Origin of the sequence: Burkholderia sp. Bmkn7 (assembly GCF_041103175.1) — a bacterium.
In the GTDB taxonomy this organism is placed as follows: Bacteria; Pseudomonadota; Gammaproteobacteria; order Burkholderiales; family Burkholderiaceae; genus Burkholderia; species Burkholderia cepacia.
Genome location: NZ_JBGCUH010000003.1, coordinates 40,548 through 62,131, shown reverse-complemented (window position 1 = coordinate 62,131; position 21,584 = coordinate 40,548). Strand labels below are relative to the sequence as shown.

Sequence of the window (21,584 nt, the reverse complement as noted above, 5' to 3'; positions counted from 1 at the left end):
CAACCACGCGCGGCGAATAATATCTCAAAATTTCCGAAAAGGTCATGTCGGGCGGACATTTAAGGGTAAATGTGAATAATCGGAATGAACGTGTTGTAGGAAAAACACTGACACCCGAGCGCCGGACGATGACGTATCCAAATGTAACTATTTGAGATGGGATGATCCCAATTTGTTACGAATTCGCCAAGTAGGGACGAAAAAAAACCGGAGCTTTCGCTCCGGTTCTTGATGACGCGCAAATCTGGGGACCGATCAGTCCACGAATGCGCGTTCGATCACGTAGTGGCCCGGCGCGCTGTTCTTGCCTTCGACGAGGCCAGCCTGCTTCAGCAGGTCGGTCGTGTCCTTCAGCATCGCGGTGCTGCCGCACAGCATCACGCGGTCGTTTTCCGGCGAGAACGGCGGGACGTCGAGATCCGTGAACAGCTTGCCCGTCGCGATCAGGTCGGTGATCCGGCCTTCGTTGTCGAACGCTTCGCGCGTGACCGTCGGGTAGTAGACGAGCTTTTCCTTGATGATGTCGCCGAGGTACTCGTGGCCCGGCAGGTCGTGCTTGATGTAGTCCATGTACGCGAGCTCGCCCTTCAGGCGGCATGTGTGCGTCAGGATCACCTTGTCGAAGCGTTCGTAGATGTCCGGATCGCGGATGATCGACATGAACGGCGCGAGGCCCGTGCCCGTCGACAGCATCCACAGCGTCTTGCCCGGCAGCAGGTTGTCGGCAACCAGCGTGCCCGTCGGCTTCTTGCCGATCAGCACCGTGTCGCCCACCTTCAGGTGCTGCAGGCGCGACGTCAACGGGCCGTTCTGCACCTTGATGCTGAAGAATTCGAGATGCTCTTCGTAGTTCGGGCTGACGATCGAGTAGGCGCGCGCGAGCGGCTTGCCGTCGACTTCGAGGCCGACCATCGTGAATTCGCCGTTGTTGAAGCGCAGGCTCGCCTCACGTGTGCAGGTGAAGCTGAACAGCGTGTCGGTCCAGTGATGGACGGATTGGACGGTGGCGGTGTCGTATTTGCTCATGGCTTTGAAAACGGACGCGCGTAGCGAACGCGAGTAACGGGCCCAAAAACGGGCAAAAAAACCGAGTGCGACGGCCCGATCGAGGATCGGCCGGCCGGCGCGTCGGACACGCGCCTTCTCGATGACAGACGATTGAGGAACTCGTTATTTTACCCTGTTGGCGCGGATCGCGGGCTTGACCCCCGCGGCTGCGCGGATTTGGCGCAACGAATTATTTCAATCTGCTTTCAGTTTTCAGCGCTCGGCCGCGAGTTTCGCGCCGAGGCCGACGAGCGCCACGCCGCACAGCGCGTCGAGCGGGCGCCGCACGCGCCGGTAGCCGCGCTGCGCGCGCGGGCTCGCGAACAGGTACGCGACACACGAATACCAGCCGGCCGACAGCACGCCGATCGTCACCAGCACCGCGCCGTTGAACCACAGCGGCACGTGCGCGGGCAGCATCGCGGCGAACACGCTGGTCCAGAACGCGCACGATTTCGGGTTCGTCAGGCACGTGAACAGGCCGCTGCGATACGCGCGCAGGTAGTCGCGCGCGTGCGGCGCGGCCATTGGCGCGCGTTCGTCGGGCGCATCGGCCGGTGCCGCGTCGCGGCGCACGCCCGAGCGCAGCAGCTTGAAGCCGAAATACACGAGGTACACGGCACCGCCGATCCGGATCGCCTCGTACAGCCATTCGACCTGGTGCAGCACGGCCGCGAGGCCGAGCATCGCGAGCGAGGCCCAGGCGACCGACGCGGTGCCGACGCCGAGCGCCGACGCGGCGCCGAGGCTGCGCCGCCCCGCGAGCGACAGTTGCGAAATCATGAAGAAATTCGGGCCGGGGGTGATCGCGGCGACGAGATAGACGACGGCGATTTGCAGCAGGATCGGCAGGTAGGTCATGGCGGTGCGGCCCGGCGGCGGGCGCGGGAGGAACGGGCAAGCCGTTAATGTAGCGCGCGCCGCGCGGCCGCGCTTTCGCCGGGGGCGACCGCAGGCGTGATCGACTCGCGGCCGCGGTCGTTGTTGCGAGCGTTTTGCGGCCGTTTCGCGGCCGTATAGCCGTTATTGCGGATCGAGGCGCAGGCGCGCGATATACGGCAGGTGGTCCGACAGCCACGCGGCCTCGCCGGACGGCGCGCGCCATTCGAGCGGCGTCAGCCCGCGCACGAACATCTTGTCGAGCGCGAGCGCCGGCGAGAACGCGGGGAACGTGCGGCCCGATTCGCCGAGCAGCGTCGCGACTTCGGACAACCCGATCTCGCCGAACAGCGCGACCGAATCGTTGCGCCAGTCGTTGAAGTCGCCGGCCAGCATCAGCGGGCCGTCGCCCGCGTTGCGCACGATCCAGTGCGCGATCCAGTGCATCTGGCGCAGCCGCGCGGCGCGCGTGAGCGCGAGGTGCGCGCACAGCAGCGTGACCGGTCGCGCGCCCGCGAGCGTCGCCCGCGCGACCAGCAGCCCGCGCCGCTCGAAGCGGTGCGCGGAGATGTCCCAGCGGCCGCCGAGGTCGAGCGGATGCGGCGACAGGATCGCATTGCCGTGCCGCCACGACGGCTTGAACACGTTCGGCCCGAGCGCGATCTGCCAGTCGAGCGCCTGCGCGATCTCGGTGGCCTGGCAGTGCCACACGTCGTCGACCGCGTCGTCCATCGGCGCGCCGAAGCCGGGGGCGAGCATCGGGCGCGGCATGCGGCGCGCCATCGCTTCCTGCAGGAAATACACGTCGGCGTGCGTCGACTGCATCCAGTTGCGCATCGCGTTCCACGCGGTGAAGCCGAGCGGCGAGCGGCCCTTGTGCAGGTTCCAGCTCACCGCGGTGATTTCGTCGGGCGCGGCGTGCGGTTCGGCGAACGGCAGGGAGAGAGCGTCGGCGGACATGACGCTCAATCCTTCGCGACGTGCGCACGCACGCGGTACACGAGGTGCGGACGCTGTTCGACGAGCGTCCAGTCGGTCCACGCGTCGGCGCCGACCGTCAGGCCCGGGTGGCTCGCGACGATTTGCCGCGGTGACGCGGGTATGCACGGATCGCTGCGCGTCGCGTTTTCGTCGTCGAGCGTTTCCTGCACGTCGAGCGCGAGCGACACGGTGTTCGCGCCGGCATCGACGGTGAGCGGCGCGACCGTCACCGAGCGCGAGCGCTCGGTCGGCACGACGCGCGCGGCATTGCCGCAGCCGACCGGCACGGCGGACGGATAGCGATGGGTATCGGTGCGGGTCTGACCCACGGTGGTGCGCTGCTGGAACGTGTCGATGGTCTGACCGTCGCGTACCACCTGGATCTCCCACGCGACGGAGGCCGGCGCGGGGCTCTGCGCATGGGCGGCGAGCGCGATGCTCGCGAGCAGGACGGCCAGGCCGTGTTTCAGCATGAAACGTCTCCGGGAACGCGCGATAGCGGGGAACGGACGCACATCTTACGCCCGATCGATTTCGGTCGTGATGTGACAGGACGCGTCGCGACAGGTTCGTCGCACGATGCGGTCCTGTTCGAAAGGTAGGGCCGCGTCATGCGTTTTCAACCGAAAAAACGCGCGAACTCCGCGACGCTCGCGCGCTCGGTGACGAGGCGGTTCTCGATCGCGTCGGGGTCCGCATGGCCGAGCGACATGCCGCAGACCAACTGTTCGTTGGCGGGAATGCCGAGGTGTTCGGCGATGATCCGGTGAAACGGCACGAACGCGGCCTGCGGGCAGGTATCGAGCCCGCGTGCGCGCGCGGCCGTCATCACGCCTTGCAGGAACATCCCGCAGTCGAGCCATGCACCGTGTGTCATCACGCGGTCGAGTGTGAAGAACAGCGCGACCGGCGCATCGAAGAAGCGGAAGTTGCGCGCGTGCTGCGCATGCATGCGCGCCTTGTCGTCGCGGCCGATGTTCAACAGGCGGTACAGGTCCCAGCCGACCTTGCGGCGCCGGTCGATATACGGCGACACCCATTCGCGCGGGTAGTAGTCGTACTCGGCGACGTATTTCTCGTCGCGCGCGGGATCGTCGTGGGCCGCGGTGAGCGCGGCGGCGAGCGCGTCGCGCGTGGCGCCCGTCGCGACGTACACGCGCCACGGCTGGATGTTGGTGCCCGACGGCGCGCGGCTCGCGGCTTCGAGGATCGCCTCGAGCGTGTCGCGCGGCACGGGCGTCGGCAGGAACGCGCGGATCGCACGGCGCGACGTGAGCGCCGCGTCGACGGCGCCGGTCGCATCGGCATCGACGCGCGGGAAAGCAGTGGGGACGGACATCGGCATACCTTCGGGGCGAGATCCGACACGCCGCGCGGGCGCGGTCGGCCGGGCCGGTGCGGCGGGTGGGTGAACCGACGATCATACGCCGCGGTGCGCTGGCGTGCAGCGCGCGCGGGTGTTAGCAGCACACGCGCGTGGCTGCTTGCTTGCGCGGGAATACGGGATCGCTACACTGAAATCGTAAGGGTCTGATGATCGTGTGACAGCAAGCGGCAGCGAGGTTGGTATGACGACGGCGATGGTGAAACAGGAACTGGCGGTGGCGTCCTTCAGCACGGTGTACGACCTCGAGCAGGTCGAGACGGCGCTGAGCGACCTGAACGAGAGCGCGAGCGACGCACTGCGCGCCACCTACGAGAAGATGCTCAAGACGGGCAATCTGCGCTTTTGCGTGAAGCCGAACCGGATGCCGTCGTTCGACGCGCTCGGCGAGGCATTGCCCAATTTCGCCGAGCCGCTCGACGACGTGCGCAAGCAGATCGCGCTGTGTCTCGAAACGGACGACCGGCTCGAACTGATGCCGATCCTGCTGCTCGGGCCCCCGGGCATCGGCAAGACGCATTTCGCGAAGGCGCTCGCGCAGCTGCTCGGCACCGCGTACCACTACGTGCCGATGAGTTCGCTGACGGCCGGCTGGATCCTGTCGGGGGCGTCGTCGCAATGGAAGAACGCGAAGCCCGGCAAGGTGTTCGATGCGCTCGTGAACGGCAGCTACGCGAACCCGGTGATCACGGTCGACGAGATCGACAAGGCCGGCAGCGACGCGCAATACGATCCGCTGGGCGCGCTGTACGCGTTGCTCGAGCACGACACCGCGCGCGCGTTCATCGACGAATTCGCGGAAGTGCCGATCGATGCGGGCAACGTGATCTGGATCGCGACCGCGAACGATGCGCATGCGATCCCGGAGCCGCTGCTCAACCGGATGAACGTGTACGAGATCGAGCCGCCCGATGCGGCCGGCGCGCGCCGGATCGCGCAGACGATCTACGACGAGATCCGCACGTCGCATGCGTGGGGGCGGCGCTTCCCGGAGACCCTGGGCGACGACGCGCTCGACGTGCTGGCCGCGACACCGCCGCGCACGATGCGCCGCGCGCTGCTGCATGCATTCGGCGCCGCCCGGCTCGACGGGCGCGACGCGATCGGGCCGCGCGACATCCGGGCCGACGAGGGCGCCGCGAAGCGCCGGCCGATCGGCTTCTGAACCGGCGGCGCGGGCACGGCGGCGGCATGCGCGCGCCGCGCCGTGCGGCCTGCACCGTGTCGCCGCGACGCGGTGCGCGACCTTCGGCAAGCGGGAGAACCGGGACGTACAATTCTCTTCTCTCCCCTCGACGCGCTAGCGGCGCGAAACGTCATGGAGCAGATGGATTGTGTCGTGATCGGCGCGGGCGTCGTCGGTCTTGCGATTGCGCGCGAACTGGCCGCGCGCGGGCGTGAAACGCTCGTGCTCGAGGCCGCCGATGCGATCGGCACGGGTACGAGCTCGCGCAACAGCGAAGTGATCCATGCGGGGCTCTACTATCCGCGCGGGTCGCTGAAGGCGACGTCGTGCGTGCACGGGCGCGACCTGCTGTACGAATTCTGCGAGACGCATCACGTGCCGCACCGGCGCACCGGCAAGCTGCTCGTCGCCACCAGCGTCGCGCAGGTGAAGCAGTTGAAGGCGATCGCCGCGCGCGCGGCCGAAAACGGCGTGCTCGACCTGATGCCGCTCACGCGTGCCGAGGCGCAGACGCTCGAGCCCGCGCTCGAATGCGTCGAGGCGTTGTTCTCGCCGTCCACCGGCATCGTCGACAGCCACCAGCTGATGCTCGCGCTGCTCGGCGACGCCGAGCGCGACGGCGCCGTGTGCGCGCTGAAATCCGCGGTCGAATCGATCGACGTGCTGCGCGGCGGGCGCTTCGTCGTGCGCACGGGCGGCGACGCGCCCGCCGAGATCGAGGCCGCGTGCGTGATCAACAGCGCGGGCCTCGGCGCGCAGGCGCTGGCGCGCCGCACGCGCGGCCTCGACCCGCGCTGGGTGCCGCCGCTCTATCTCGCGCGCGGCAATTACTTCAGCCTGTCGGGCCGCGCGCCGTTCTCGCACCTGATCTACCCGATGCCCGATCGCGCGGGGCTCGGCGTGCACCTGACGCTCGATCTCGGCGGGCAGGCGCGTTTCGGCCCGGATGTCGAGTGGTGCGATTCGCTGCGCTACGAAGTCGATCCGGCGCGTGCGACCGCGTTTTACGCGTCGATCCGCGCGTTCTGGCCGGGCTTGCCCGACGACGCGCTGCAGCCGGCCTACGCGGGCATCCGGCCGAAGCTCGCGGGGCCCGGCGAGCCGCCGGCCGATTTCATCGTGCAGGGCGCCGCGCAGCATGGCGTGCGCGGGCTCGTGAACCTGTTCGGCATCGAGTCGCCGGGGCTCACCGCGTCGCTCGCGCTCGCGCAGCGCGTGGGCGACATGGCGGCTTACCGCTGATGTGGCGGGCGTGTCGCGGATATGTAGCGGGCACGTGTCGGCCAGGTTGCGGGCACGTGGCAGCCGTGTGAAATTCCTTATCTCTGGAATTTCGGCGCGCACATTTATTCGCTTGAGCGTTATTCTGTCGAACGGCTGTCGCCAGAACAGCTTTCAAACCGATAACGTTGGAGCGAGTCCCCCATGAAAACATCCCGTCGGAGTTTCCTGATTACGAGCATTGGTGCCGTGTCCGCGCTGGCGCTGTCGCGCGAAGCGCTGGCCGATGCGCCGATGCTGTCGGAAACCGATCCGACCGCCGTGGCGCTCGGCTACAAGGCCGATGCCACGAAGGTCGACAAGACGAAGTACCCGAAATACGCAGCGGGCCAGGATTGTGCGGCCTGCATGCTGTACCAGGGCAAGAAGGGCTCGGCCTCGGGCCCGTGCGGCGCCTTCCCCGGCAAGCAGGTGTCGGCGAAGGGCTGGTGCAGCGCCTTCTCGAAGATGGGTTGAGGCCCGTGCGGCATCGTGCGATGCCGCATTGTGGCGAAAACCGCAAAACGCCCGCCGTCGAACGATGGCGGGCGTTTTTTATTGCTTGAAAACGGTTCCGTCGCTTTCTACACTCGCTGCAAACCAGCGCGCCGCGGGCACCCCGCGCACCGCGCCGCCCGACACGGCGTACTGACGAGGACGAGGCACGCATGGCGACGATTGCGAATTCAACGAAAACGATTCGGCCCGAGCGTGCGCTGAACCGCCGCGCGGTGTTCGCCGCCGTGATCGGCAACGCGCTCGAGTGGTACGACTTCACGGTGTTCGGCTTCATGACGGTCGTGATCGCCGAGCTGTTCTTCCCGACCTCCAGCGAATATTCGTCGCTGCTGCTGACGACGGCGACGTTCGGCGTCGCATTCTTCATGCGCCCGATCGGCGGCATCGTGTTCGGGCTGTACGCGGATCGCGCCGGCCGCAAGGCCGCGCTGTCCCTCGTGATCCTGTTGATGACGGGCGGCATCTTCCTGCTCGCGGTCGCGCCGCCCTACGCGGCGATCGGCATCGGCGGGCCGATCCTGATCGTGCTGGGCCGCCTGCTGCAGGGCTTCTCCGCGGGCGGTGAATTCGGCAGCGCGACGGCGCTGCTGATCGAGGCCGCGCCGTTCTCGAAACGCGGCTTCTACGGCAGCTGGCAGATGGCGAGCCAGGCGGCCGCGCTGCTGATCGGCGCGCTCGTCGGCGCGGCCGTCACGCGCGGGCTGTCGCACGATGCACTGCGCAGCTGGGGCTGGCGCGTGCCGTTCATCCTCGGGCTCGTGATCGGCCCGATCGGCTTCTACATCCGCCGCCATCTCGCCGATTCCGAAGCGTTCCTGCATGCGCAGCAGAACGCACGCCGCGCGACGCTCGGCGAAGTGTTCACGCGCCACCCGCGCGAGGTGCTGTGCGGGCTCGGCTCGGTGATCGCGCTGACGGTGACGATCTACGTGCTGATCAGCTATCTGCCGACCTTCGCGGTGAAGCAGCTGAAGCTGCCCTACGCGGAATCGTTCTACGCGGTGATCGCCGGCAACCTGCTGCTGATGGTGCTGTCGCCGGTCGCGGGCGCGTGGTCGGACCGCATCGGCCGCAAGGGGCTGTCGCTGTGGTCGCTGGTGCTGACGCTCGCGCTGATGTATCCGCTGTTCGCGTGGCTCGACGCGGCGCCGAGCATCGCGCGGCTGATCGCGGTGCAGGTCGTGCTGTCGATCACGCTCGCGGGCTACTACGGGCCGTTCGGCGCGATGATCGCCGAACTGTTCCCGGCCAACGTGCGCTCGACCGGGCTGTCGATCGCGTACAACGTCGCGGTGATGCTGTTCGGCGGTTTCGGGCAGTTCATCGTCACGTGGCTGATCAAGGTCACGGGCACGCCGCTCGCGCCGACTTACTACGTGATGGCGGGAATCGCGCTGTCGATCGTCGCGGTCGCGTTCGTGCCCGCGCGCAGCGCCGATCTCGACGCACCCGCGTGACGACATGACGATTTGAAGGCGGTCATCGGATCGTTTCGCAAAACGCAATGATGTGCTGCGGAACACGCGGAAACGGCGCATCGAGCCTTCGTGTTCGCGCCCGAATTGTTTAGTCGTCGAACGAAACTTGCGCGAGATGAACGGAATTGTCGCTCGCGCGCGTTTTCGCATTTTTTACCCCCACTAAACATCGGCACAAACCCGCGCGGGCATGTAGAGGAGTTTTTTCTCCAGCTTGTTGCCACATCGTTAGCTCAAGTAATATCCGCGTACGCCGGCCCCTGGCGGGCCGGTTCCGACCTGGAGACCTGGAGGAAACATGGAATACAATCGTCTGTTGCACACCCTGCGTGTTACCGCCATTGCAGGCGTGGCAGCGGCATCGCTCGGCGTCGCGGGTTCTGCATTCGCACAGATTCCGAACAAAACGCTCGTCTACTGCTCAGAAGGCAGCCCGGCGGGTTTCGATTCCGCGCAATTCACGACCGGCGTCGATTTCACCGCCGCCACGTTCACCGTCTACAACCGCCTCGTCGAATTCGAGCGCGGCGGCACGAAGGTCGAGCCGGGCCTCGCCGAGAAATGGGACGTATCGTCCGACGGCAAGGTGTACACGTTCCACCTGCGCCACGGCGTGAAGTTCCACACGACCGACTTCTTCAAGCCGACGCGTGAATTCAACGCGGACGACGTGCTGTTCACGTTCCAGCGCATGCTCGACCCGAACCAGGCGTTCCGCAAGGCGTACCCGGTGTCGTTCCCGTACTTCACCGACATGGGCCTCGACAAGCTGATCACGAAGGTCGAGAAGGTCGATCCGTACACCGTGAAGTTCACGCTGGCCGAGCCGAATGCGCCGTTCATCCAGAACATGGCGATGGAATTCGCGTCGATCCTGTCGGCCGAATACGGCGACCAGCTGATGAAGGCCGGCAAGGCCGCCGACATCAACCAGAAGCCGGTCGGCACGGGCCCGTTCATCTTCCGCAGCTACACGAAGGATGCGACGATCCGGTTCGACGGCAATCCTGATTACTGGAAGAAGGGCGAAGTGAAGATCTCGAAGCTGATCTTCTCGATCACGCCCGACCCGGGCGTGCGCGTGCAGAAGATCAAGCGCAACGAATGCCAGGTGATGAGCTATCCGCGTCCGGCCGACATCGCGACGCTGAAGGCCGATTCGGGTGTCGACATGCCGTCGCAGGCAGGCTTCAACCTCGGCTACCTCGCGTACAACGTCGAGCACAAGCCGGTCGACAAGCTCGAGGTGCGTCAGGCGCTCGACATGGCGATCAACAAGAAGGCGATCCTCGAATCCGTCTACCAGGGCGCCGGCCAGGCGGCTTCCGCGCCGATGCCGCCGACCCAATGGTCGTACGACAAGAACCTGAAGATGGCCGCGTACGACACCGCGAAGGCGAAGGCGCTGCTGGCGAAGGCCGGTTATGCGAACGGCTTCGAGATCACGCTGTGGGCGATGCCGGTGCAGCGCGCGTACAACCCGAACGCCCGCCTGATGGCCGAGATGATCCAGGCCGACTGGGCGAAGATCGGCGTGAAGGCGAAGATCGTCACGTACGAGTGGGGCGAGTACATCAAGCGCGCGCACTCGGGCGAGCAGGACACGATGCTGATCGGCTGGACGGGCGACAACGGCGACCCGGACAACTGGCTCGGCACGCTGCTCGGCTGCGAAGCGATCAAGGGCAACAACTTCTCGCACTGGTGCTACAAGCCGTTCGACGAGCTGGTCCAGAAGGGCCGCACGACGACGGGCCAGGACGCGCGGACGAAGCTCTACACGCAGGCCCAGCAGATCTTCGCGCAACAGTTGCCGTTCTCGCCGATCGCGAACTCGACGGTCTACCAGCCGGTGCGCAAGAACGTGGTCGACATGCGTATCGAGCCGCTCGGCTATGCTCGTTTCGACGGTGTTGGCGTGAAGTAATACGCCTGTCGTAAGCTGTCGCGAAGACCGGCTAATTCATCCGGCGGCGGGAGGCCAAAAGCTTCCCGTCGCCGGTCGCACATTTCCCACAAGAAAATACGAGACGCATCATGTTCACATTCGTGTTGCGCCGCGTGGGGATGGTGATCCCGACCTTCATCGGCATCACCATCCTGGCGTTTGCGCTGATTCACCTGATACCGGGCGACCCCATCGAAGTGATGATGGGCGAGCGCGGCGTCGATCCCGCGATGCATGCGGAGGCGATGAAACGCCTCGGGCTCGACCAGCCGCTGCCCATGCAGTACCTCCACTACATCGGCCGGGCGCTGCATGGCGACCTCGGCACGTCGATCATCACCAACACGAGCGTCGCGGGCGAGTTCTTCGCGCGCTTCCCGGCGACCGTCGAACTGTCGCTGTGCGCGCTCGTGTTCGCGCTCGCGGTCGGCCTGCCGGCCGGCGTGATCGCCGCGCTGCGGCGCGGCTCGGTCGTCGATCACGGCGTGATGGGCACCGCGCTCACCGGCTACTCGATGCCGATCTTCTGGTGGGGGCTGATCCTCATCATGGTGTTTTCGTCATACCTCGGCTGGACGCCCGTGTCGGGGCGCATCGCCGTCGAATACGACTTCCCGCATCCGACGGGCTTCATGCTGATCGACGCGCTGCTCGCGCCGGACGAAGGCTCGTTCAAGTCGGCGGTCAGCCATCTGATCCTGCCCGCGATCGTGCTCGGCACGATCCCGCTCGCGGTGATCGCACGGATGACGCGTTCGTCGATGCTCGAAGTGCTGCGCGAGGACTACATCCGCACCGCACGCGCGAAGGGGCTGTCGCCCGCGCGCGTGGTCGTCGTGCATGCGCTGCGCAATGCGCTGATCCCGGTCGTCACCGTGATCGGCCTGCAGATCGGCACGCTGCTCGCGGGCGCCGTGCTGACCGAGACGCTCTTTTCGTGGCCCGGTGTCGGCAAGTGGCTGATCGATGCGATCGGCCGTCGCGACTATCCGGTCGTCCAGGGCGGCATCCTGCTGATCGCGACGCTCGTGATCGTCGTGAACCTGGTCGTCGACCTGCTGTACGGCGTGCTGAATCCGCGCATCCGCCACACGAGGTAATTCCATGAGCAATCTGCAAAACACCTTGCCGAGCGAATCCGCGCCGGCCGGCGGCCGTGCGCTCGCGCTGCGCGAGTTCTGGGCCAACTTCTCGCGCAACCGCGGCGCCGTCGGCGCCGGGATCGTCGTGATCGTGCTGATCCTGGTCGCGCTGCTCGCACCGCTGCTCGCGCCGCACAGCCCGGTCGAGCAATACCGCGACTACGTGAAGATTCCGCCCGCGTGGCTCGCGGGCGGCAACTGGCAATTCATCCTCGGCACCGACGAAGCGGGCCGCGACATCCTGTCGCGCCTGATGTTCGGCGCACGGATGTCGTTCTGGATCGGCTTCGTGTCGGTCGTGCTCGCGCTGATCCCCGGCATCGTGCTCGGGCTCGTCGCCGCGTTCTTCCAGAAGTGGGCCGACACGCCCGTGATGCGCATCATGGACGTGCTGCTCGCGCTGCCGTCGCTGCTGCTCGCGGTCGCGGTCGTCGCGATCATCGGCCCGGGCCTCACCAACACGATGTTCGCGATCGCGATCGTCGCGCTGCCGGCCTATGTGCGTCTCACGCGTGCGTCGGCGCTCGGCGAGCTGCAGAAGGAGTACGTGACGGCGTCGCGCGTGGCCGGTGCCGGCACGCTGCGCCTGATGTTCTCGCAGGTGCTGCCGAACTGCACGGCGCCGCTGATCGTGCAGGCGACGCTCGGCTTCTCGTCGGCGATCCTCGACGCGGCCGCGCTCGGCTTCCTCGGCCTCGGCGTGCAGCCGCCGACCGCCGAGTGGGGCGCAATGCTCGCTTCTGCGCGCGACTACATCGACAACGCATGGTGGATCGTGACGATGCCCGGCCTGTCGATCCTGATTTCGGTGCTCGCGATCAACCTGCTCGGCGACGGGCTGCGCGACGCGCTCGATCCCAAACTGAAGCGGATGGCATGACATGAGCGAGAACCTACTGACCATCCGCAATCTCGCGGTGAACTTCAACGGCCTGCCCGCCGTCGACCGGATCAACCTGTCGATCGCGCCGGGCGAGGTGGTGGGCGTCGTCGGCGAATCGGGCTCGGGCAAGAGCGTGACGATGATGGCGCTGATGGGCCTGATCGACGCACCGGGCAAGGTGACGGCCGACGAGGTCACGTTCAACGGCGTGGACCTGCTGAAGGCATCGCCGAAAGCGCGCCGCAAGATCGTCGGCAAGGACATCGCGATGGTGTTCCAGGATGCGCTGACGAGCCTGAACCCGAGCTACACCGTCGGTTACCAGATCAAGGAAGTGCTGAAGCTGCACGAAGGGCTGCGCGGCGACGCGCTGCACCGGCGCGCGCTCGAACTGCTCGACCAGGTCGGCATTCCCGATGCGAAGAACCGCATCGCGTCGTTCCCGCACCAGATGTCGGGCGGGATGAACCAGCGCGTGATGATCGCGATGGCCGTCGCGTGCAACCCGAAGCTGCTGATCGCCGACGAGCCGACCACCGCGCTCGACGTGACGATCCAGGCGCAGATCATGGACCTGCTCGTGAAGCTGCAGAAGGAGCGCGGGATGGCGCTCGTGCTGATCTCGCACGACCTGGCCGTGGTGTCGGAAGTCGCGCAGCGTGTCGCGGTGATGTATGCAGGCGAGGTCATCGAGACCAATCGCGTGCCCGACATCTTCCGCGCGCCGCATCATCCGTACACCGAAGCGCTGCTCGCCGCGATTCCCGAGCACAATAAGGGGGCGCGTCGCCTTGCCGCATTGCCGGGCATGGTGCCGGGCCGCGATGATCGCCCGTCCGGGTGCCTGTTCGCGCCGCGCTGCAAGTACGTCGTCGACGATTGCCGCAAGGCGCGGCCGGCGCTCGATACACTGGTGCCGGCCAACGATGCGATGCGTGCGCGCTGCATCAAGCCGCTCAATGTTTCCAACCTCGACCTGACGGGAGGTGCACGATGAATGCAGTCAATCAGACGCGTGCCACGCCGCACGACGAGGAAGCCGTGCTGGTGGCCGACGGCCTCGCGAAACACTATTCGGTGAAACGCGGGATGTTCGGGCAGGGTACGGTGAAGGCGCTGAACGGCGTGTCGTTCTCGCTGAAGCGCGGCAAGACGCTCGCCGTCGTCGGCGAATCGGGCTGCGGAAAATCCACGCTCGCGCGCCAGCTCACGATGATCGAGACGCCCACCGCGGGCCACCTGACGATCGACGGCAAGGACGTCGCCGGCGCGAACCGCGAGACGGTCGCCGACCTGCGCCGCCGCGTGCAGATGGTGTTCCAGAACCCGTTCGCGTCGCTGAACCCGCGCAAGACCGTCGAGCAGACGCTCTCCGAGCCGCTCGAGATCAACGCGAACCTGACGGCCGCCGAACGCGCGCAGCGCATCGCGCAGATCATGCGCACGGTCGGCCTGCGGCCCGAGCACGCGAAGCGCTATCCGCACATGTTCTCGGGCGGCCAGCGCCAGCGTGTCGCGATCGCGCGCGCGATGATCCTCGATCCGCGCATCGTCGTCGCCGACGAGCCGGTGTCCGCGCTCGACGTGTCGATCCAGGCGCAGATCCTGAACCTGTTCATGGATCTGCAGGAGCAGTTCAAGACGAGCTACGTGTTCATCTCGCACAACCTGTCGGTGGTCGAGCACGTTGCGGACGACGTGATGGTGATGTACTTCGGCAGCGTCGCCGAGCTCGGCGACAAGGCGACGATCTACGCGCGGCCGCGCCATCCGTACACGCGCGCGCTGATGTCGGCGACGCCGGCGATCTTCGAGGAAGACCGCCGCGTGCAGATCAAGCTGCAGGGCGAACTGCCGTCGCCGCTCAATCCGCCGTCGGGCTGCGCGTTCCACCAGCGCTGCCCGTATGCGGTCGAGCGTTGCCGTGCGGAGGAGCCGCAGCTGCGCGAGGTCGACGGCCGGCGCGTGGCCTGCCATCGGGCCGAGGAGGTAGGGGAGGCGAATGCCTGAAGTGATGGCGGCGCGCGCGTCCGGCGTGCGCCGTGCGGGGGCAGGCGGCGCGCGCGTGATGCGCGCGTACCGCTACGCGCGGCGCTGGGGCGTGCGTACCGTCACGGGCGCGGCGCTGGCCGGCGCGTGCGTGGCGGCCAGCCTCGTGGTTCCCGTCGAATCCGCGCGCGCCGAAGGGCGCGCGCCGGCCACTTCACCGATCCATCCGTCGCAAGTCCCGCCCCCCGGCATGAGCCTGCCGGGCTTTCATGCACCCGCCGTGTCGAACGGCACGGTCGCGAGCGGCGCGGTGCGCGTGCAGCCCGCGCGCATGCCGTTCTACGTCGCGACCAAGGGGCGTGTCACGCTCTACGTGCTCGGCACGCTGCACACGGGCGACCCGTCCGATTACCCGAGCGCGCAGCCGTTCCGGCCGCGCATTCTCGCGGCGCTCGCCGCATCGCCGACGCTCGCGCTCGAGCTGTCGCCCGACGACCTGCTCGAATCGCAGGACGACGTGTCGAAGTACGGCGTATGCCGCTACCCGTGCCTGCAGCGCCTGCTACCGGAGCCGCTGTGGCAGCGGCTCGCGGCGCGCCTGCGCGGCAACCCGGCCGCGCTCGCCGAGATCCGCAAGATGCGGCCGTGGCTCGCGGCGCTCGTCGTCGAGACCTACGATTCGCTGTCGGCCGGCCTGCAGACCGAATACGGTACCGAGGCGCAGTTGCAGAACGTGTTCCTGAAGAAGAAGGGCGGCCGCGTGATCGGGCTCGAGACGCTCGCCGAACAGATGCGCGCGTTCACCGGGCTGACGCTCGCCGAGCAGCGCGAGATGCTCGCGCAGGACATGGTGCAGACGCCCGCGCAGAACGCCGACGACATCAAGGCGCTGCATCGACTGTGGCGAATTGGCGACGCCGACGCGATCTCGGCGTGGGCCGTCGCGAAGAGCGAACGGCTCGCGCGTTCGAAGGTGTTGTCGGCGTCGATCGACAACAAGATCGTGTACGAGCGCAACCGCCGCTTTGTTGCACGGATGACGGCAATCGCCGCACCGAACCGGCCGCTGTTCGTCGCGATCGGCGCGCTGCATCTGGGCGGCCCGCGCGGCGTGCTCGAATTGTTGCGCCAGCAAGGATACCGGGTTGACGCGAACTGATCGCGCCCGACGGCCCGCACCGATCTTCCCCTGTTTGATTGGCCTCGCGCACCCGCGGCGAAACGCGTGCGCGTGGGCGGCAATCGATAAGGAAAACCCTTGAATCGTCGGAAAATAGCGTTTAAAACGATTGACATCCCGTTCCGCCAATATCTATTCTTCACCCCACAAGTTGAAAAAATGAAAAGAATAGATAAGTTCTACGGGGTAGCAGAAATAAGCGCGGGGTTAGCGTTGCCGGCACGTGAAGCACGTGCCGGCCGCGGAGTGTCTGCATGCACGGCGGGGCCAATCATCGTCGGACAAAACATGCATGCAGGCCGACTTGCAGATAAGCAACGTTCCGTCGTCTGACCGGGGAAGGCAGTGATCGGGCGGCGGCGGACGTTTTTTAATCCGGAAGATTTTTCCGGTCACCGTCGAAAGACGGTTTCGGGGGGCGAATCGACAGACGGCGAAGCCGCAGCGATTGCGCCAACGGAAAAGCGCCACGAGGGCGCTTTTTTCTTTTGTGCCGCCGATCCGTTCCAATCGCGATCGCGCGCGTCCTGATGCGCTGCTGCGCATCGCCCCGTCGCTTGCCGGGCACGCCGGCATGATCCATACACCGCCTGCGGGCGCATCTGTTCCATCGTCGAATCGCACCCTGCACGCGCATCGGGCGTGCACTACGGTCCACGGATTGGCGGATTGGACGGTATGCGATTGTTTCGAGATGCCCGCGATGGCACCGTCGACGTTCTGTCTCAGGTGCGAACAGGAGTGGACGGATGCAACGAGAAGGACGCGAGCGCCTGCCGGTGCTGGTGGTCGATGGGCACCCGATCGTCGCGGATGCGATCGGCGGGGTGCTCGTTGACCTCGACAGCCGGCTCGACGTTACGGTTTGTCACAGTGCAGTCGGTGCGATCGACGCTTTTCGTCGGGTGCCCACGTGGTTCCGGATTCTTGTGGATCTCGAGATGCCCCGCGGCGGGCTGGCGCTGGCACGACAGTTTCACGCGTCGGGTATTGCCGATCGATGCGCGATCGTCACGGCCGGCGCGCGGCCGTCGTGGATCGCCGAGGCGAAGCGCCTCGGCATGATCGCGTACGTCGTCAAGGATGCACCGCTCGGCGTGTTCTCCGGCGCATTGCAGTCGATACTCGACGGGCGCCCTGCGTTTCCGGAAATCGTGGCGGGCATGCGGTTGACGGCGCGCCAGCAGGATGTTCTGCAGTTGCTTTGCGCGGGGTATTCGACGAAGGAAATCGCGGCGATGCTGAGTCTGGCCATCGGCACGGTCGACAATCACATTGCGAGCGCGATGCGGATACTGGGTGTGAGGAATCGCACACACGCCATTACGCGGGCACTCGCGCTCGGGATGATCGATGCATGCGAAGGTGAGGGATGGGAGAGCGGATCGGGTGAGCCGGTTGCCCGCAAGCGTGGTGCGATGTCGGCGTGAACGAGCATGTTGATCCGCTGTCAGCGTCGTCGCGGCCGGCTGAGATCTATTTCGAGCAAGAGCGAATACACGAGGAATACGACGGCCCCCGCGCTCCATTTGAACAGTTCCCATGTGCCCAGCAGGTACAGCGCTAGTGCGGATAGTGTGGAAAATATGAGACCTCTGACTGCTCCGCCAGCCAGGGTGCCGATCCACCCACCTCCCAGACGAGGAGCAAGAGGACCGAGAAAGATGCCGTACCGGGCAAATTTTCTGAGCGTTTCGGCGAGGGTTTTGTTTTTCATTGATTGACGGGCCGCATGATCGATTCGGACGATCTCGTCCAACGGACATCGTTTCGGTGGTGTCGCACAAACAGGGTCGATCAGCCGGCGCGTGTCGCGGCTAGTGGCGATGGGCCCAACGGCAGACTACTTCGCTTCCCAGCATGGCAAGAAACGTGAGCGCTGTGGATGCGATCCAGGACATAGGGGTTCCGATGTCGCTGAAGCAAAGAACGACAGCATTGACGATTGCGAACAGCGCCGTTTTCGCGGCGGCGGCCATGATAATTCCGGTGCGCCCGCCTCCGAAGCGGGATGCAAGCGGACTGAACTGAACCCGGCGAATCAGGGAGGCGTTTCAGTGCGTTCATTGCGGTCGGAATTTCATCGGTTTGAGTTCGTTTGGGGTTTCTGCACGACGCGTGACGTCAGTGTCGATTTTTGCGGCTCCATCGGAATTCGACCCGGAGCGAGTAGAGAAGCGCGGCTGAGGTGACGATTAGCCACCCGAAAGTCTTTTGTGACGAGAAGGCGCGAAGCAGAATCGCATAGGAAAGCGAAACTATAGCTGTCCGGATGGTTGCAGCAAGAATGATGCCCTTCCAGTTGCCTCCGAAACGGGGGGCTAGCGGAGCAAGAAAAACGCCGTAGGTCCAGTATCTCGTCAGCATGTCGGTGACCGTGCGGAGTTTCATTGGCTGGAGCGCTTTTCGATCAAGATTCGTCAGGTCGGGGAGGAACATTGCCCCGGCCGGGTTGGTCGGGGCTTCGACTCGATCAGAACCGGCAAATCCAGCTTTCGGAAGGGAAATTCCCTCCGCCAGCCAGAATGGCCATTTGAGGGCCGGCCAGCGCTCCCAGCGCTGTTGCGATCGCGAGGTCGGCGAGATTGATCGGGTTCGGATTGAGCATGCAGGTAATTGCGCCGCTGGCTTGGTCGGTTTCGTTTTGCGTCAGAACTCGCCTGAATTTAGGTATCCTGTAAATACGAGCAAGCCGATCGCTATTCGATTGACCGTCTCCCCTCAAACTTAACAGCGGTTCGGTCGTCAGAAAATATGGAATTTCTCACGGTTTTTTTTGAGACAAGGCGTTCCGTGATTTTGGCGAAGTGTGCGTGAGTTTCTCCGCGGCCCCGGCGGATCGATTTTTGGGCGCAGGTCAAAGGAGTCGCAATAGCGTGCCTTTCGAATGGAGGCGCTGGCCGAGAGGGAGACTTCGGGGAGCGGTCGAAATCTGTCGTTTTCGACGATGGGAGAAACTTGGCGACCGGTGAAGGCGCGTCGCGTCGGATGCTCAGGCTATCGCGACGCACGCAGGCGATGCGGCTTGCACTCAAGAAGCGCTACGCGTGGAGCAAGGGACTGCGGGCGGGGGATGGCTTACGTCCCCTCGTCCGCCTGCAGCGCACCCGGCGCCACCACATCGACACCGGAGGCCTCGAGCGCCGCTCGAATCCGCTTCGCGAACGCGAGCGCATGCGGCCCGTCGCCATGCAGGCAGACGGTCTGCGCATTGAGCGGCACCCATTCGCCGCTCAGTGCCCGCACCTGCCGGTTGCGCACCATGTCGAGCGTGCGCGCGAGCACCGCGTCTTCATCGTCGATCAGCGCGCCGGGCTGGCTGCGCGGCACGAGCGAGCCGTCCGCGCGGTAGCCGCGATCGGCGAACACTTCCTCCACCGCGGCGAGCCCCGCATGCCGTGCGGCTGCGACGAACACGCTGTTCGCGAGCCCGAACACCGCGAGCGACGGATCGAAGTCGCGGATCGCGGACACCACCGCATCGGCGATCATCGGGTCGCGTGCGGCCTGGTTGTACAGCGCGCCGTGCGGTTTCACGTGCGCGATGCGCCCGCCTTCGGCCTGCGCGATCGCCGACAGCGCGCCGAGCTGGTACAGCACGCCCGCGTAGATGTCGCCGGCCGGCAGCTGCATTTCCTTGCGGCCGAAATTCTCCGGATCGTGAAAGCTCGGGTGCGCGCCGATCGACACGCCCTTCTGCACGGCCCAGCGCACGCAGTCGCGCATCGCATTCGCGCCGCCTGCATGCCAGCCGCATGCGATGTTCGCCGATGTGACGAGGTCGAGCAGCGCCTCGTCCGATCCGCATCCTTCGCCGAGATCGGCATTCAGATCGATTTCCATGGTGTTCCTCGTCCACTGATTGCGTGGCCCGTTCTTGCTGCTACTGCCTTCGGTACTGCTACCGCCATCGTCATGCCGCGCGCGACTGGGCGCGGCGGCGCGCTTCCTCGCGCAGGTCGATCGCCACGTCGATCTGCCGCAGGTAGGCACGTTCTGCGGCCAGGGCGGCGCGCGCGGCGTCGGGTGTCGTGCGCACGAAGCGGATCGGCAGGTTGAGCCGCGCCTGCGCGAGTTTCCACAGGTCCGCACGGATCACCGTGCCGATCTTCGGGTAGCCGCCGGTGGTCTGCGCGTCGTGCATCAGCACGATCGGCTGGCCGTTCGGCGGCACCTGGATCGTGCCGGGCAGCACCGCATGCGACAGCAGCTCGGCCGGCCGCTCGCGCACGAGTTCGACGCCCGCAAGCCGATAACCCATGCGGTTGCTGTTCGCCGTGACGAGCCATTCCTCGTCCCAGAACGCCTGCTGCGCATCGGCGGCGAACGACGCGTAGTCGGGCCCCGGCAGCACGCGCACGGGCATCGCCCACGGCGCATGCGCGGGGCGGTGGCGGCGCGGCGGCTCGTCGACGCGCGCGAACGCGCACCACGCCGGCGCCTTTACGCCGAATTCGGGCGCATCGGCCGCGAGGCAGCCCATCCCGGCCGGAAGCACGCCGACCGGGAGGCGATCGCCGTCGCGCAGCGCGCGGCCGCCGAGGCCGCCGAAGCGCGACGCGAGATCGGTGCTGCGCGAGCCGAGCATCGGTAGCACGTCGATGCCGCCGGCGATGCACAGGTAGCCGCGCATCCCGCGTTTCGCGGCCGGCAGCACGAGCGTCTGCCCGGCCTCGACCGGCAGGCTCCACCACGAATATACGCGCCGGCCGTCGAGCGTGGCGCCGAACTCGGTGCCGGTGATCGCGATGCGGGTCGCGCGCGTGAAGCGGAAGGCGGCCGGGCCGATCGTGATTTCGACGGCGGCCGCGTCGGGACGGTTGCCGACCAGCCGGTTGCCGACCTCGAGCGCGAGGCTGTCGAGCGCGCCGCCCTGCGCGACGCCGAGATGGCGCGAGCCGCGGCGGCCGAGATCCTGCACGGTGGACAGCGGGCCGGCCCGCACCACCTCGATGGTGCCCGGTGCGTTGTTCTGGGTCATCGCGCGTCGACTCCCGCAATGGTGAAGCGCACGCGGTCGCCGGGCAGCAGCAGCGTCGGCTGCGGCCGCGCCGGATCGAACAGCACGTGCGACGTGCGGCCGATCAGTTGCCAGCCGCCGGGAGACGTGGCCGGGTAGATGCCTGTCTGTGCGCCGCCGATGCCGACCGAGCCGGCCGGCACCTCGAGGCGCGGCGCCGCGCGGCGCGGCGTGTGCAGCGCGGCATCGAGCCCGCCGAGATACGCGAAGCCCGGCTGGAAGCCGACGAAGAACACGACGTAGGCGCCGGCTGCGTGGCGCGCGACGACTTCGTCGGCCGACAGGCCGGTATGGGCGGCGACGGCCGTCAGGTCGGGGCCGGCGGCGCCGCCGTACTCGACCGGGATTTCGACCTCGCGACCGTCCGCATGCTCGACGTCGGCCGTCTCCCACGCGTCACGCAGCGCGGGCGTGAGCGAGTCGGCCGTCGCGGCGAGCGGGTCGAACACGATCGTCAGGTTGTTCATGCCGGGGACGACGTCGACCACGTCGGGCCACGCGCGCGCGACCTCGGCAACGGCCCAGACGCGGCGCTGGCAATCGAGCGTGGCGGGCGGCGGCACCTCGCAGACGAGGGCGGCATCGCCGAGCGGATAAATGCGGGGTTGCGTCATCAGACTGGCACGGTTCGGACGGCAATGTTAGCGCACATTGTCAATAAAATATCGACAACTTCCCAATAAGCGTT

22 protein-coding genes are annotated in these 21,584 nt (G+C 66.5%); 12 read left to right on the top strand and 10 right to left on the bottom strand.

The features are described 5' to 3' along the window. Window positions 1-255: 255 nt before the first annotated feature. From AB3K92_RS21680 to AB3K92_RS21660, 5 genes are all read right to left on the bottom strand, one after another. Window positions 256-1,026 carry a ferredoxin--NADP reductase gene (locus AB3K92_RS21680; protein ID WP_027788896.1) on the bottom strand — a complete coding sequence of 257 codons (771 nt, stop codon included), beginning with the start codon at window positions 1,024-1,026 and terminating at the stop codon, window positions 256-258. A 234-nt stretch (window positions 1,027-1,260) separates the two neighbouring features. Next, window positions 1,261-1,908 carry a LysE family translocator gene (locus AB3K92_RS21675; protein ID WP_059586874.1) on the bottom strand — a complete coding sequence of 216 codons (648 nt, stop codon included), beginning with the start codon at window positions 1,906-1,908 and terminating at the stop codon, window positions 1,261-1,263. A 162-nt stretch (window positions 1,909-2,070) separates the two neighbouring features. After that, entirely contained in the window at window positions 2,071-2,886 is an 816-nt protein-coding gene (locus AB3K92_RS21670; RefSeq protein WP_021163082.1) for an endonuclease/exonuclease/phosphatase family protein, read from the bottom strand. A 5-nt stretch (window positions 2,887-2,891) separates the two neighbouring features. Further along, a complete protein-coding gene (locus AB3K92_RS21665) occupies window positions 2,892-3,380 on the bottom strand; it encodes a hypothetical protein (RefSeq protein ID WP_021163081.1) in 489 nt (162 codons plus the stop codon). A 146-nt stretch (window positions 3,381-3,526) separates the two neighbouring features. After that, window positions 3,527-4,246, bottom strand: coding sequence for a nitroreductase (locus AB3K92_RS21660; protein WP_124589745.1), 720 nt, complete (start codon window positions 4,244-4,246; stop codon window positions 3,527-3,529). Between the two features lie 229 nt (window positions 4,247-4,475). Between AB3K92_RS21660 and AB3K92_RS21655 the strand changes: the two genes are divergently transcribed. From AB3K92_RS21655 to AB3K92_RS21600, 12 genes are all read left to right on the top strand, one after another. Then, window positions 4,476-5,456 (top strand): AAA family ATPase, encoded by a 981-nt coding sequence (locus AB3K92_RS21655; RefSeq protein WP_048026605.1) that lies wholly within the window; start codon window positions 4,476-4,478, stop codon window positions 5,454-5,456. Window positions 5,457-5,609: 153 nt separating this feature from the next. After that, window positions 5,610-6,719: an NAD(P)/FAD-dependent oxidoreductase gene (locus tag AB3K92_RS21650; protein WP_124589746.1), complete on the top strand. Its 1,110-nt coding sequence runs from the start codon at window positions 5,610-5,612 to the stop codon at window positions 6,717-6,719. A gap of 183 nt (window positions 6,720-6,902) precedes the next feature. After that, complete coding sequence (locus tag AB3K92_RS21645; RefSeq protein ID WP_021163765.1) at window positions 6,903-7,214, top strand: high-potential iron-sulfur protein; 312 nt, start codon at window positions 6,903-6,905, stop codon at window positions 7,212-7,214. Between the two features lie 191 nt (window positions 7,215-7,405). Next, window positions 7,406-8,713 carry an MFS transporter gene (locus AB3K92_RS21640; protein ID WP_021163766.1) on the top strand — a complete coding sequence of 436 codons (1,308 nt, stop codon included), beginning with the start codon at window positions 7,406-7,408 and terminating at the stop codon, window positions 8,711-8,713. Between the two features lie 319 nt (window positions 8,714-9,032). Continuing rightward, complete coding sequence (locus AB3K92_RS21635; protein ID WP_021163767.1) at window positions 9,033-10,661, top strand: ABC transporter substrate-binding protein; 1,629 nt, start codon at window positions 9,033-9,035, stop codon at window positions 10,659-10,661. A 110-nt stretch (window positions 10,662-10,771) separates the two neighbouring features. Continuing rightward, the gene (locus AB3K92_RS21630) at window positions 10,772-11,782 is read left to right on the top strand and encodes an ABC transporter permease subunit (protein WP_011353491.1); all 1,011 of its coding nucleotides are present in this window, start codon (window positions 10,772-10,774) and stop codon (window positions 11,780-11,782) included. A gap of 4 nt (window positions 11,783-11,786) precedes the next feature. After that, the gene (locus tag AB3K92_RS21625) at window positions 11,787-12,704 is read left to right on the top strand and encodes an ABC transporter permease subunit (protein ID WP_021163768.1); all 918 of its coding nucleotides are present in this window, start codon (window positions 11,787-11,789) and stop codon (window positions 12,702-12,704) included. Between the two features lies 1 nt (window position 12,705). Next, window positions 12,706-13,704, top strand: a complete 999-nt coding sequence (locus AB3K92_RS21620) for an ABC transporter ATP-binding protein (protein WP_021163769.1) — start codon at window positions 12,706-12,708, stop codon at window positions 13,702-13,704. Beyond that, on the top strand, window positions 13,701-14,717 hold the full coding sequence (locus AB3K92_RS21615; RefSeq protein ID WP_021163770.1) for a peptide ABC transporter ATP-binding protein: 1,017 nt from the start codon (window positions 13,701-13,703) through the stop codon (window positions 14,715-14,717). Before AB3K92_RS21620 ends, AB3K92_RS21615 begins: the two co-directional genes overlap by 4 nt. Beyond that, the gene (locus AB3K92_RS21610) at window positions 14,710-15,855 is read left to right on the top strand and encodes a TraB/GumN family protein (protein ID WP_021163771.1); all 1,146 of its coding nucleotides are present in this window, start codon (window positions 14,710-14,712) and stop codon (window positions 15,853-15,855) included. The genes AB3K92_RS21615 and AB3K92_RS21610 overlap by 8 nt, the downstream gene beginning before the upstream one ends. 99 nt (window positions 15,856-15,954) lie before the next feature. Beyond that, on the top strand, window positions 15,955-16,209 hold the full coding sequence (locus tag AB3K92_RS21605; protein WP_124469190.1) for a hypothetical protein: 255 nt from the start codon (window positions 15,955-15,957) through the stop codon (window positions 16,207-16,209). A 416-nt stretch (window positions 16,210-16,625) separates the two neighbouring features. After that, window positions 16,626-17,306, top strand: coding sequence for a response regulator transcription factor (locus tag AB3K92_RS21600; protein ID WP_111998589.1), 681 nt, complete (start codon window positions 16,626-16,628; stop codon window positions 17,304-17,306). A gap of 20 nt (window positions 17,307-17,326) precedes the next feature. On the opposite strand, the gene AB3K92_RS21595 is transcribed toward AB3K92_RS21600, so the two are convergent. The 5 genes from AB3K92_RS21595 to pxpB all read right to left on the bottom strand — a co-directional run bounded on the left by AB3K92_RS21595 (window position 17,327) and on the right by pxpB (window position 21,510). Continuing rightward, window positions 17,327-17,635: a hypothetical protein gene (locus AB3K92_RS21595; RefSeq protein ID WP_111998588.1), complete on the bottom strand. Its 309-nt coding sequence runs from the start codon at window positions 17,633-17,635 to the stop codon at window positions 17,327-17,329. 714 nt (window positions 17,636-18,349) lie between these two features. Then, window positions 18,350-18,484 carry a hypothetical protein gene (locus tag AB3K92_RS21590; protein ID WP_369465820.1) on the bottom strand — a complete coding sequence of 45 codons (135 nt, stop codon included), beginning with the start codon at window positions 18,482-18,484 and terminating at the stop codon, window positions 18,350-18,352. A gap of 470 nt (window positions 18,485-18,954) precedes the next feature. Continuing rightward, window positions 18,955-19,719, bottom strand: a complete 765-nt coding sequence (gene pxpA, locus AB3K92_RS21585; protein ID WP_059483934.1) for a 5-oxoprolinase subunit PxpA — start codon at window positions 19,717-19,719, stop codon at window positions 18,955-18,957. A gap of 70 nt (window positions 19,720-19,789) precedes the next feature. Beyond that, a complete protein-coding gene (locus AB3K92_RS21580; RefSeq protein WP_059483932.1) occupies window positions 19,790-20,857 on the bottom strand; it encodes a biotin-dependent carboxyltransferase family protein in 1,068 nt (355 codons plus the stop codon). Further along, window positions 20,854-21,510, bottom strand: a complete 657-nt coding sequence (pxpB, locus tag AB3K92_RS21575) for a 5-oxoprolinase subunit PxpB (RefSeq protein ID WP_369465819.1) — start codon at window positions 21,508-21,510, stop codon at window positions 20,854-20,856. Before pxpB ends, AB3K92_RS21580 begins: the two co-directional genes overlap by 4 nt. Window positions 21,511-21,584: the final 74 nt, after the last annotated feature.